Annotated in this window: 10 protein-coding genes and 1 tRNA gene; 1 reads left to right on the top strand and 10 read right to left on the bottom strand. The window is 38.4% G+C overall.

Annotated elements, in window-relative coordinates:
• Positions 1 to 75: 75 nt before the first annotated feature.
• The gene (locus AAC026_RS09085) at positions 76 to 471 is read right to left on the bottom strand and encodes an START-like domain-containing protein (protein ID WP_339606243.1); all 396 of its coding nucleotides are present in this window, start codon (positions 469 to 471) and stop codon (positions 76 to 78) included.
• Between the two features lie 225 nt (positions 472 to 696).
• Here AAC026_RS09085 and AAC026_RS09080 point away from each other — a divergent pair.
• Positions 697 to 770: transfer RNA gene (locus AAC026_RS09080), tRNA-Met, on the top strand.
• A gap of 135 nt (positions 771 to 905) precedes the next feature.
• On the opposite strand, the gene rplT is transcribed toward AAC026_RS09080, so the two are convergent.
• The 9 genes from rplT to AAC026_RS09035 all read right to left on the bottom strand — a co-directional run bounded on the left by rplT (position 906) and on the right by AAC026_RS09035 (position 12,759).
• A complete protein-coding gene (gene rplT / locus AAC026_RS09075) occupies positions 906 to 1,250 on the bottom strand; it encodes a 50S ribosomal protein L20 (RefSeq protein ID WP_339606242.1) in 345 nt (114 codons plus the stop codon).
• Between the two features lie 86 nt (positions 1,251 to 1,336).
• On the bottom strand, positions 1,337 to 1,531 hold the full coding sequence (gene rpmI / locus AAC026_RS09070; RefSeq protein WP_339606241.1) for a 50S ribosomal protein L35: 195 nt from the start codon (positions 1,529 to 1,531) through the stop codon (positions 1,337 to 1,339).
• 27 nt (positions 1,532 to 1,558) lie between these two features.
• Entirely contained in the window at positions 1,559 to 2,104 is a 546-nt protein-coding gene (infC, locus tag AAC026_RS09065; protein WP_339606240.1) for a translation initiation factor IF-3, read from the bottom strand.
• 94 nt (positions 2,105 to 2,198) lie between these two features.
• Positions 2,199 to 4,154, bottom strand: coding sequence for a threonine--tRNA ligase (gene thrS, locus AAC026_RS09060; RefSeq protein ID WP_339697176.1), 1,956 nt, complete (start codon positions 4,152 to 4,154; stop codon positions 2,199 to 2,201).
• 146 nt (positions 4,155 to 4,300) lie between these two features.
• Positions 4,301 to 6,790 (bottom strand): DUF5686 family protein, encoded by a 2,490-nt coding sequence (locus tag AAC026_RS09055; RefSeq protein ID WP_339697175.1) that lies wholly within the window; start codon positions 6,788 to 6,790, stop codon positions 4,301 to 4,303.
• A gap of 76 nt (positions 6,791 to 6,866) precedes the next feature.
• Complete coding sequence (locus tag AAC026_RS09050) at positions 6,867 to 7,550, bottom strand: RNA methyltransferase (RefSeq protein ID WP_339606237.1); 684 nt, start codon at positions 7,548 to 7,550, stop codon at positions 6,867 to 6,869.
• Between the two features lie 156 nt (positions 7,551 to 7,706).
• Entirely contained in the window at positions 7,707 to 10,403 is a 2,697-nt protein-coding gene (locus tag AAC026_RS09045; RefSeq protein ID WP_339697173.1) for a DNA gyrase/topoisomerase IV subunit A, read from the bottom strand.
• Between the two features lie 63 nt (positions 10,404 to 10,466).
• A complete protein-coding gene (locus tag AAC026_RS09040) occupies positions 10,467 to 10,850 on the bottom strand; it encodes a GxxExxY protein (protein WP_339697171.1) in 384 nt (127 codons plus the stop codon).
• A 43-nt stretch (positions 10,851 to 10,893) separates the two neighbouring features.
• Positions 10,894 to 12,759 carry a DNA topoisomerase IV subunit B gene (locus AAC026_RS09035; protein ID WP_339606234.1) on the bottom strand — a complete coding sequence of 622 codons (1,866 nt, stop codon included), beginning with the start codon at positions 12,757 to 12,759 and terminating at the stop codon, positions 10,894 to 10,896.
• Between the last annotated feature and the right edge of the window lie 43 nt (positions 12,760 to 12,802).

Here is a 12,802-nt window from a genome sequence, read left to right as displayed (position 1 = left end):
TCGCAATCTCAGGCCTTGTTCACAAAGATCATGCCTTGCAGGACTAAAACCAAATATAGAACCAATACTAAGGGATTAACCTCCAATAATCTCCTTCAGGTTATGGACAGTATTCTCCCAAAGGTCTTGTTGTTCTTCTGGATCGTCTATATCAGAGTAGTCTGTGATTTGAATAAATACTGATTGTGTTAGTTCTCCTATCATTAACCTTAGCTCGATGTAAGAAGGATCTTCTTCGTCTTCTTCCGTTTCTGGAACAAATTCGAATTTCACAAAATGATTGGTTTTTTGAGAAGCCTTTGTTGCCTTATGCTCCTCTCCATCCCACAGAAAACTGTAAACTTTATCTTCATTAATATTCACATCTTCAGCAAACCATTGCGCCAGCCCACTTGCGGTACTCAAATACGGGAAAAGTATTTTTTGAGACGCATTCACTTCAAACTCTGTTACAAACTTATTCTTTGGCATATTGAAAAACTTATTTCGATAATATAGAACTAATATGGGAATACCACAAACTAAAAAGTTGACAAAGGAAATTAAGCTGGTTCAGCATTAATTAGCTTCACTTCTGGGTGGTAAAAATACCCGTTTTTAGGTTATCGAAAATCATTGATAAAAGTTGTGCAAAATTCTTCAATTCCTATTGCATTTTCTTTGCTCTAATTCGTATGTTTGCACTCCAATTTTGAAGGCGAGGTAGCTCAGTTGGTTAGAGCGCAGGATTCATAACCCTGAGGTCACGGGTTCAACTCCCGTCCTCGCTACAAAAAAGCCCAGTTCATTTATGAGCTGGGCTTTATTTTTTTCATGTCCGCAATGGCAATTCTTAATAAAAATTGGGCAATAAAAAACCCCAGCCTTAGCTGAGGTCTCTCACTCTATATATTTTACGGAGTTTACTATTTTACTTTTTCCACAATCGCTTTGAAAGCTTCTGGGTGATTCATAGCCAAATCGGCTAAAACTTTACGGTTAAGCTCAATGCCTGACTTACCAATAGCTCCCATTAATTGAGAGTATGACATTCCGTGCAATCTTGCACCTGCATTGATTCTTTGAATCCAAAGTTTTCTAAACTCTCTTTTCTTTGCTTTTCTGTCTCTGTATGCATACTGAAGACCTTTCTCAATTTGGTTCTTCGCTACTGTCCATACATTCTTTTTTCTACCAAAATAACCCTTGGCTAATTTTAGTATTCTTTTTCTTTTTGCTCTTGACGCTACCGCGTTTACTGATCTTGGCATAATTTTGATTTTTTTGATCCTTGGCGCCTCATTTAACTGAGTACTTAAAACCAAACATCTGGTGAAACAATAACCTTAATGGTTTCTTAAATGTTGAGCATCGCTTTAACGTTTTTCTCATCAGACTTGTGCACTAGTGCCATGTCAGTAAGATTACGTTTTTGCTTCGTTTCTTTCTTGGTTAGGATGTGGCTTTTGAAAGCATGCTTTCTTTTGATCTTACCAGTCCCAGTCAATTTGAAACGCTTTTTAGCTCCTGATTTAGTTTTTGCTTTAGGCATTTTAAATTTATTTAATAAATATTGGTTCTACTTTTTTATTGCTTTAGGAGTAAGGTAAAGAAACATTCTTTTTCCTTCCAACTTAGGCAGTTGCTCAACCTTTGCATATTCTTCTAAGGCCTGGGCAAACTTTAATAATAAAATCTCTCCTCTTTCCTTATATACAATAGTTCTTCCTCTAAAGTGAACATAGGCTTTTACCTTTGACCCATCTTTTAGAAAACCTATAGCATGGTTAAGCTTAAAGTTAAAATCATGATCATCCGTATTAGGGCCGAATCTGATTTCTTTGATCACAGTTTTTGAAGCTTTGGCTTTTATTTCCTTTTGCTTCTTCTTCTGATCATACTTAAACTTTGAGTAGTCAACAATCTTGCAAACAGGCGGATCTGCCTTGGGAGAAATCTCTACCAGATCAAGTCCTTGATCTCTAGCCATTTGAAGCGCTTTATCTATATCATAGACGTCTACTTCAACGTTCTCGCCAACGACTCGCACCTTAGATGCTAGAATCTTAAGATTGACTTTGTATGGCTCTTCTACCCTACCTCTCGGGGGGTACTTTCTCCTCATTTTTGCGATGTTAACCTCCTTCTTTTGTTAAAAATGACTGCAAATATCGGCATAATTTTCTAATTACCAATACTCCGATATTACGCAGATTAAATTATTGAATATTCAGCGATTTAGCTTTCTCTTTAGCAAAGTAATCAACAAATGATTCTATGCTCATGGTACCTACATCGCCTTGACCGTGTCGTCTTACGGCCACTTCATTATTGTCTCTTTCCTTTTCGCCAACAATAAGCATCAAAGGTATCTTTTTCACTTCAGCATCACGGATTTTTCTTCCAATCTTTTCATCACGATGGTCAACAAAACCTGTAATATCTTCTGACTGAAGCATTTTGTATAAATCTTGTGCGTAATCGGCATATTTTTCTGAAATCGGTAGAATAGCCACTTGGTCTGGTGTTAGCCAAAGTGGAAACTCTCCAGCACAGTGCTCGATCAATACTGCAACGAATCTTTCTAATGAACCAAAAGGTGCCCTGTGAATCATCACTGGTCTATGTTTTTGGTTGTCAGAACCTGTATATTCTAATTCGAAACGCTCAGGAAGGTTATAATCTACTTGGATTGTTCCCAATTGCCATTTTCTACCTAAAGCGTCTTTCACCATGAAATCTAGCTTAGGACCATAAAAAGCGGCTTCTCCTAATTCTGTTACCGTATTCAGATTCTTTTCTGCTGCTGCCTCAATAATAGCCGACTCTGCTTTATGCCAAGCTTCATCACTGCCAATATACTTCTGCTTATTTTCAGGATCTCTTAAAGAAATTTGAGCCGTGAAATTCTCGAATCCAAGTGATTCAAAGACATAAAGCACTAAGTCTATTACCTTAACAAACTCTTCTTTTACCTGATCTTCAGTACAGAAAATATGGGCATCGTCTTGTGTAAAGCCTCTTACACGAGTCAAACCATGCAACTCGCCACTTTGTTCATAGCGATACACCGTTCCAAATTCGGCCAAGCGTACAGGCAATTCTTTGTATGAACGTGGTTTTGATTTGTATATCTCACAATGATGAGGGCAATTCATTGGCTTTAGCAAGAATTCCTCCCCTTCATTTGGTGTTTTTATCGGCTGAAATGAATCGGCTCCATATTTTTCATAATGACCAGAGGTTACATATAAGTTTTTATGGCCTATATGCGGAGTAACTACAGGGTCATAACCAGCTTTTACTTGTGCTTTACGCATAAAGGTTTCGAGTCTTTCGCGAAGCTTAGCTCCTTTTGGCAACCAAAGCGGAAGCCCCATTCCTACCTTTTGAGAAAAAGTAAATAGCTCTAATTCCTGACCCAGTTTTCTGTGATCACGTTTTTTTGCTTCCTCCAACATATGAAGGTACTCTGTTAATTCTTTTTGCTTCGGAAAAGTAATTCCGTAAAGGCGGGTAAGCTGCTTGTTCTTTTCATCGCCTCTCCAATAGGCTCCAGCAATACTCAATACTTTTGCAGCTTTAATAAAGCCTGTATTTGGTATATGCGGCCCACGACATAAGTCGGTGAAATTTCCTTGCTGGTAAAATGTAATTGAACCGTCTTCTAAACCTTCTAAAAGGTCTAGTTTATATTCATCATTTTTCTCCTTAAAATAAGCAATGGCATCGGCCTTGCTTACTTCTGATCTTTTGTATTCGTTCTTTTCACGAGCCAATTCTAACATTTTGGCTTCGATTTTCTCTAAGTGAGAATGGTCAAAATTCTGATGCTCACCAAAGTCTACATCATAATAGAAGCCATGCTCAATAGATGGCCCAATTCCGAATTTAGTACCTGGATAAAGTGCTTCAAGCGCTTCTGCCATTAAGTGTGCGGATGAGTGCCAAAATGTGGCTTTTCCTTCATCATTATTCCAGGTAAGAAGTTTCACCTCTGAATCTTCATTAATAGGCCGGTTGGCATCTCTTACTTCTCCATTTACCTCAGCGGCCAATACATTTCTGGCTAACCCCTCACTAATACTCAAGGCTACGTCCATTGCTGAACTTCCTTTGGCAAATTCTTTTACAGTTCCGTCTGGAAGGGTGATTTTTATACTTTCTGCACTCATAATTTATTTCACCAAATGCTACAAACCATTTGGATTTGCTTCATAGTTCTTTCGAATCGCAAATATGCAATATTATTTAGGTTAATCCTTTGTGAAAAGTGGCAAATCTTAATCTATTCTAAGTAAACTCTTCTTGTAAGCTTAGATTAAAGCGAAAGGTTAAAACTCACCTTAATTTGTCTTTTCTTTATGTCTGGGTTATCGAGGTAAGTAAGTCGTTGAAAAAAATCGACTCTAAAGAACTTAAATACATTCTCTACACCAACCCCTACCTCTGAATATGGTTTGTTCGGGTCTAAACTCAAAAAGTCAACAGTAGGTTGGGCAGCTAAAGCTTTATCACTGATATCGCCATAAAGCACATTACCACTGGCTACGAGTCTCCATTTCAGCTTTTTGAGTAGCGGAATTCTATTCAGAATAAAGCCTTCAAAGAAATGTTGGTAGCGTAACGACACATATTGTTCACTTACAAACTCATAGAAATTCATAGTATTGAATGCAAAGCTCGCATAAACAGGTTGTTCATTACCAATGTGGGCGGTTAACAAAGGGTAAGGTACCTCATCGAAAACGCGACTGGCAGTGATTTGATAATGAGAAATACCCCAGAAACCCATTTTCAATCGCTGAGATATTCCAAAATCAAGTTTATTATAGTCAAAATCACCGCCTAATGAGCCTTTAAAACCACGGGTATAGCCTAAGATAAAGGTTGGCCAACGGATGGTACCTAAACTGATTCGGCTATTATCATTTATGATAAAGGTTTCATCTTTGGCATATTTTAATTTTAATGTGGCTTCGGTTGTGGTAAAGTTTGTGCCCGTTGGTGAATTAATGTCACTGGGGTCGGTATAGTAACTAAAGCCATCATACAATGGAGTGAAATCTTGATTTTTTAATCTCAGACTAAAAGAAAAGGGTTTAGATACCTGACTGGTTAAATCCACCTGAATACTTTCATAGGCAAAAGGTCGAATGAGGTTCCCCAACTGACTGAGGGCCACAAAGGCATTTGCATTGTCAAAATCTGTAATTCCATCGGGCTGTAAGCCTAATTGATCAATATCGTTTCTATAATTGGCCGAGATTGTAGTCCACTTTTTCCTTGATATGAAGTGAGTTGCTCCTAATCCGTATTTAAAATTTCTGTCTTTAAAACCATAGGCCAAATAGCCATTGAATTGCCATTTTAAACTAAAGTGCTCATTCGTTCTACCTCCAATTCTAGTTCGGAACCCTTCCACATCGTTTGAAGAAACCAACACTGGCCAAGGCCCTAAGTCTAACTGCCCTACTTCTACATAACCTCTAGCGAATGTTTTGAGCAACTCCGTCCATGTTTTTACAATAGGAATTTGCTTTAAGGAGTCGATCATTGCTATTACACTGATTTCGGTTGTGGTAAGCGAATCGTGTCTGTTTTCTATCCAAAATTGTTCATCAGAAATGCGTGCATCTTCTTCTAACTCTATTGTTCGTTCAAAGAATTTATTAGGCTTAGGCTGGGTCAATTCAATGTTTTTATTGGAGGTGTAGAATTTCGCTAAAAAGCCAGCAGACTTTTTGGTGATTTCTGATACATCGATCAAAATTCTTGACTTTACCGGAAGCCATGCTCCTCCTTCCATTCGCTGGAGTTCTTGTTGAATTTTTATTTTTTCAATGAAATTCAAATTGGCGGTTGGCTGCATGGTTGCATCCATACGTTTAATGCCAAAGTCTTCTTTTGCTATCCACATGGTGCCTATAAAGGCCAATTCTTGATCGTTTTTTGGTTTGAAGTCTAATACATAACAAAACTCTCCGTCTATACTTACACTATCGGTAAGCTCATAATTGTAAATCAAACGCCAGCCATCTCCTATTGGCGATGCAAACTCCTTTTCTACAATGTTCATGCGATTTTGGTAGAAATTGTATTCTTGAAAAGAAGAACCAATTACTTGAGAAATAAGAGATCCATCTTCGATTCCTATTCCTGTGATTTTCGTTTTTATGATTTGCTCTTTCTGTAGTCTAGGGTTAGATCTAAAATAGAATTTGGAAAGTGATTCAGAAATAAAAAGCGGCAAAATGGGCTTTCCATCTTCCCCAGCAATGATATCAATACTGTCCAATACCGAAGTTACCTTTTGCATGTACTTCTTCTTTCTAAATTCTTCAGAGATGTTATCTACATCAATTTCTATCTTGTTGTAAGAGTCGTACTCATAGGCATCAAGTCTTCTTTTGTCATTCTTATTCTTGTTGTCAATCACGCTTCGCATAACAGCAAAGGCTGGATTTTCGGCCCTGTCGGACAACACTACAAAGTCGCCTAGATTTGTTGCCTTTGGTTGCAACTGTACATTGATTACTTGGGTAATTCCTTTTTGGTAGAATTTTTTTCGTGTTTCATAACCTACGTAGGAAAACAAAACGGTATCTGATTCTGCTTGTCCTTTTAGTTCATAATTGCCATCAAAATCGGTGGCAATACCCACCTGACTACCTTGAATTACCACAGTAGCGAAAGGAACTGGATCGCCCGATTCTGCATCAGTAACCTTACCTCTTATGATTGTTTCTTGCGCAAACACCAAGCTTGTGGCGAATAGAAGCAGCAATGTAAAAATATGTTTTGATTTCAAACTCTTGGGTTTCTGAAGTTATTAATGCTAAACGCTAATGGTTCTAAAAAGTATGCCTGCCAATCACATTCTGTTGTCAACCTTTATGACCCACAGATTGTTCCTTTATATAGTTTTTTATATGAAGGTCTGATCTCTTCACAATTCGCTGATACCACTCAAATTTCAAGTCTTCTTTTTCTTGCTCTGTCAATTGCCATTGTACATCGCTTTGCCGAAGCCTTCTTACTAAATCTTGCAATACCATGGCTGCACTTACCGAAATATTAAATGATTCTGTGAAGCCATACATTGGAATATGAACTAGTTCGTCTACTTCGTTTTTAGTATTGTCAGAAATCCCTTCTAATTCAGTTCCAAAAATGATGGCTGTTTTTTCAGTAATGTCCAACTCATGTATAGATGTAGAATTCTGGTCTGGGGTTGTACCGACTAGTCGGTATTTTTTTTTGCGTAAGTGGCTTAAGCAATTTGAACTACTCTGATCTCCCCTTTCATATTTATGAAGTGTGACCCAATTGGAAGCGCCTCTTACAATATTGGGGTTAATATGATAATCGTGCAGTTTTTGGCTGATATGTAAATCTTGTACGCCAAAACAATCACAAGTTCTTAATACGGCACTTGCATTATGAGAATGATAGACATCTTCCAATACTACAGTTAAATGTCTTGTTCGTTCCGAAAGCACTTTATTGATAAGCTGCACTTTGTTTTCGGTAACAAACTCTTCTAAAATATTAACCAGTTCAGATTGCAATGCTCTTTGATTTTGGAAGCAAAAGTAATGAAAAACAAAAGCTACCAGCGTTTTGCTGATAGCTTTTAATTTGAACAAACAACTTCATTCAACCTTTGGCCTATTTATGTGTGGCCTCAGTTAAAAAACAGTTGATGAATGTTTTACCCCTAGTATTTAGAATAGGTCTATGGTTTCTCCTACATTAAAACCACCACCTTCTTTACCTTTTGGCTTTTCATCGGTTGGTTTTTCAGGAGCAGGCTTAGGTGCTTCTGGCTTAGTTTCAACTGGGTTCTGGCCTTTAGGAGTAGTTTCTTCATCTACGCTCTCTTCCGCAACATTAACCTCTTTTTTACTCGGTTTAGATTTGGCCTCATTATTCAATAAGGTTACTTTCTTTACGGAATGTTGTGAAATTTTATTCCCCATTGCCTTCCAGCCTTTTACATCGATTACCATGTCTAGGTCTACAGAAACTGTTTGGCGATCGCGCGATCCTTTTACTGTATACGCTACCTCTACTTGCGGTTGGGCAACGGTAGTGGCTAGTAAAAGCTTGGCTCCTTTTTCTTCGCTAATAAAGCCGAACTTCTTATCCATTGTGCTGGTTTCGACCTGAAATCTTTTTACTAGATAGTATTGAGAGTCTGGATCGTAATGAATGGCAGAGATAATTCCTTTTGGATCAAACTTCTCGATTAATACGATTTTAGCTGCTTCATATCGGTTGGTGAGTTCAAAAGAGGTTAGCTCGTATTCTCCAGAGTCATATATTACCAAAATTTTATCTTCGCTTTGGAAGTTGCCCAAATGCTCTCCGCGTTCATCTCGATTAATCCTTCCGATTGAATCATCGTACCAGATATCAACGCCTCCCAAAGTGGACTTGCCTTCCATCTTGAGTTGAATTTTGCGTACAGGGTATCTCGTAGCAATGTTACCGCCTGCTCCTCTTCCTTTGATCTCAATTTCTGAAAAATCAAAATCAAAAACCTTCACTCTAGCTTTACAGCCTGATGTCAAATAAATGGTGACCAGCTCTGCCTCTCCATTTGGATTGGCGGTGAAGTACAGCACTCTTGATCCACGCTCGCCTTTGGTAAGGTCATATTCTTTGTCGCGGGTAACACCCAAAACCTGAAAACGCTTAACCATACTTCGGCCAGTTTTTCCGTCAAGGTAAATCATGTTATACACCATACGCTCGTCATTCTTATTGAACACAGCCACATGGATGATATCTTTACCAACAAATATTTTATCGGAAATTCTAACTACTTGGAATTTCCCATCCTTACGGAAAACAATAACATCATCAATATCGGAGCAGTCGCAGACAAACTCGTCCTTCTTCATTCCGTAACCGATAAATCCTTCAGCACGGTTTACATAGAGTTTGGCATTATTTGCTGCTACAACTGTGGCTGCAATGCTTTCAAAAGACTTAATTTCTGTTTTACGCTCTCTCCCTTTTCCGAATTTCTCTAATAATTTTTCATGGTAGGCTATAGCGTATTCTACCAAATTGGCTAGGTTATGTTCTACTTCGGCCAATTCATCCTGCAAACGTCTCATTAGTTCATCTGCCTTAAAGGCATCGAACCTAGAAATTCTCTTTATCTTAATTTCCGTAAGCCTTACAATATCTTCTTCGGTAATTTCGCGATAGAAATCTGGCTTGAAAGGGTCTAACCCTTTATCTATTGTTGCAATTACGGCTTCCCATGTTTCGCATTCTTCTATATTTCTATAGATTCTGTTCTCAATAAAAATCTTCTCTAAAGACGAGAATAGCAGTTTTTCAAGCAACTCTCCTTTTCTGATCTCAAGCTCTCGTTTGAGTAAGTCTACTGTTTGGTTAGTACAAATCTGTAGAACTTCTGAAACCCCAATAAAATGAGGTTTGTCTTCAATAATCACACAGCAGTTTGGTGAAATGCTCACTTCACAATCGGTGAAGGCATAAAGTGCATCAATAGTGATGTTAGGCGATTGGCCTGGAGCCAATTCAATGTAAATCTCTACATCTTCGGCAGTGTTATCTACTACCTTTTTAATCTTAATTTTCCCTTTGTCATTGGCCTTGATAATGGAGTCAATCACACTGGTAGTTGTAGTTCCAAAAGGGATGTCTTTAATAATTAAGCTCTTTTTATCTTCTTCATGAATCTTAGCACGGACCTTGATTTTACCTCCTCGTAAGCCGTCATTGTATTCAGAGAAATCGGCCATTCCTCCAGTAGGAAAATCAGGGTAAACCTTGGCTTTCTTTCCTTGCAGCACCTTAATGGTGGCTTGTATTAACTCAATAAAGTTATGTGGAAGAATTTTGGTAGAAAGACCAACGGCAATACCCTCTACTCCTTGGGCCAAAAGCATCGGAAACTTAACTGGCAACGTTACTGGCTCCTTTTTACGGCCGTCATAAGAAAGCTGCCAGTTTGTAGTTTGGGGATTAAAAACAACTTCTAAAGCAAACTTAGAGAGTCTTGCTTCTATATAACGAGCAGCAGCGGCACTATCGCCTGTACGGATATCGCCCCAGTTTCCTTGGGTTTCAATCAATAAATCTTTCTGACCAATGTTTACAATTGCATCACCTATTGAAGCATCACCATGTGGGTGATACTGCATGGTCTGTCCAATAACATTGGCTACTTTGTTGAAACGACCATCGTCCATTTCCTTCATGGCATGGAGAATCCTGCGTTGCACAGGCTTATATCCATCCTCAATGGCCGGAACAGCTCTTTCTAAAATTACATAAGAAGCGTAATCGAGAAACCAGTTTTCGTACATGCCAGAAACTGGTCTTACTTCCTGTAGCCCTCTGTCTTCTCCGTTGTTCAAGTCTTCAGTATTCTCAGTCATATTCATCTTTGATCAGAATTATACAGAATCTGAGAATTCTCAAGATTCATTGCCACCCAGTCGCTATTTCTGATCTTGGTATTTTGGGTTAAATAATAATTTGTATTCAAGACTCTTTCCACCAAAGTTTATCAGCAGTCCTTTTGGAAAATCATAGGCTACAGTATAGTTTTTGGCTTGTGCCAAATGAGCATCTTCCAATCTCACCAAAGCTTTCAATTCAACCACCACTTTATCTTCAACAATAAAATCAGCCCTACGAAGACCTACTTCTATTCCATCATAAAACACCGCTTGCTCTTGCTCTCTTTGATAACCAATGCTTGCTCGTTCAAATTCAATAGCTAAACATCGCTGATAAATGACTTCTTGAAAACCAGGCCCTAAAGTGTTATGAACTTTCATAGCGCAACCTATAACTGCATATGTAAGCTCATCTTTCTCCATTCGGCAATTTTATAATTCTACTAATTCTGATCCAGACAATTACTTAAACAGTTTCCGTCACCAAGTCTTTTTCTACTTTTAGCCGGTCGATGATAAAGTTTTGACGATCTGGGGTGTTTTTGCCCATATAGAACTTCAGTAATTCTTCAATACTAGTATCTTTTCTTAAAATGATTGGTTCTAAACGCATTTCAGCATTAATAAAGCCCTTAAATTCTTCCGGAGAAATTTCTCCCAAGCCTTTGAATCGCGTAATCTCAGGCTTGTTACCAAGCTTTGCTACAGCCGCTTGCTTTTCTTCTTCGCTGTAGCAATAAATTGTTTCTTTTTTATTCCGAACTCTAAATAATGGGGTTTCTAGAATGTAGACGTGTCCTCTACGTACTAAATCAGGGAAAAACTGAAGGAAATATGTCAAGAGTAGCAAACGGATATGCATTCCGTCTACATCGGCATCGGTAGCAATAACGATTTTATCATACCGTAAACCCTCTAGTCCATCTTCAATATTCAAAGCATGTTGTAGCAGGTTAAACTCTTCATTTTCATATACTACCTTTTTGGAATAACCGTAGCAATTCAACGGTTTTCCTCTTAAACTAAAAACCGCCTGAGTTTGAACATTTCTAGACTTTGTAATTGAACCACTTGCAGAATCACCTTCGGTAATAAACAGTGTAGTGGCATTTCTCAAGTCGTCATCCCCTTTCTTATCATCGAGATGAATGCGACAATCCCTTAGTTTTTTATTATGAAGATTGGCCTTTTTGGCTCTTTCGTTCGCTAGCTTTTTAATTCCAGCAATCTCCTTTCTTTCTCGCTCCGACTGAAGAATTCTTTTTAAAAGCAGGTTGGCGGTATCAGGGTTCTTATGTAAAAAATCATCTAGCGCCTTCTTTACAAAGTCGTTTACGAAAGTCCTCATGGTTGGTCCATCAGGCGCCACGTTTTGAGAACCCAGCTTAGTTTTGGTTTGCGACTCGAAAACGGGTTCTTGTACTCTAACTGCAATCGCACCGACAATAGAAGCACGAACATCAGTAGCTTCAAAGTTTTTGTTATAGAATTCTCTAACCGTTTTCACAACGGCTTCTCTAAAGGCAGCCTGGTGCGTTCCACCTTGGGTGGTGTATTGTCCGTTTACGAATGAATAGTAATCCTCTCCATATTGATTACTGTGCGACATAGCTATTTCAATGTCTTCACCCTTTAGGTGAATGACTGGATATCTTAAACTGTCGGCATTGGTTTTTCTTAATAACAGATCGTAAAGACCTTTTTCGGAATGATATTTTGTACCGTTAAAGTTTATTGTCAGACCAGCATTTAAGAAGCTATAGTTCCAAATAAGGTCGTCAAGGTATTCTGGAATGAAATGGTAATTTTTGAAAATGGTATCATCAGGCCTGAAAACGATAAGTGTTCCGTTACGACCGCTGCTTGTAGTTTCGGCTTCATCATTTCTGATTTCACCCCTTTCAAACTCGGCTACTTTTGTGCGACCATCACGATAAGATTGTACTTTAAAAAAGCTAGAAAGAGCATTGACGGCTTTTGTACCTACTCCGTTCAACCCCACTGACTTTTGGAAAGCACCACTATCGTATTTACCTCCAGTATTGATTTTAGACACGCAATCGACCACTTTACCTAAAGGAATACCACGACCATAGTCGCGTACTTCTACCTTAAGTTCAGATACTTTCACATCGATGGTCTTACCAAACCCCATCATGTGTTCGTCAATACTATTATCGATTACTTCTTTTACAAGTACATAGATGCCATCGTCATGAGCGGTTCCATCACCCAATTTACCGATGTACATTCCTGGTCTAAGTCTAATATGTTCTTTCCAATCGAGGGACCGAATACTGTCTTCGGTATAATTTGCTACTTCATTCGCCATTCAAAAACTCCAATAAGATTCAAGTAGAAATAATGTGCTGTCC

The organism is uncultured Roseivirga sp., assembly GCF_963973945.1.
Lineage (GTDB): Bacteria > Bacteroidota > Bacteroidia > Cytophagales > Cyclobacteriaceae > Roseivirga.
The sequence above is the reverse complement of the archived record's forward strand: the minus strand, read 5'-3'. Positions and strand labels throughout refer to the sequence as shown.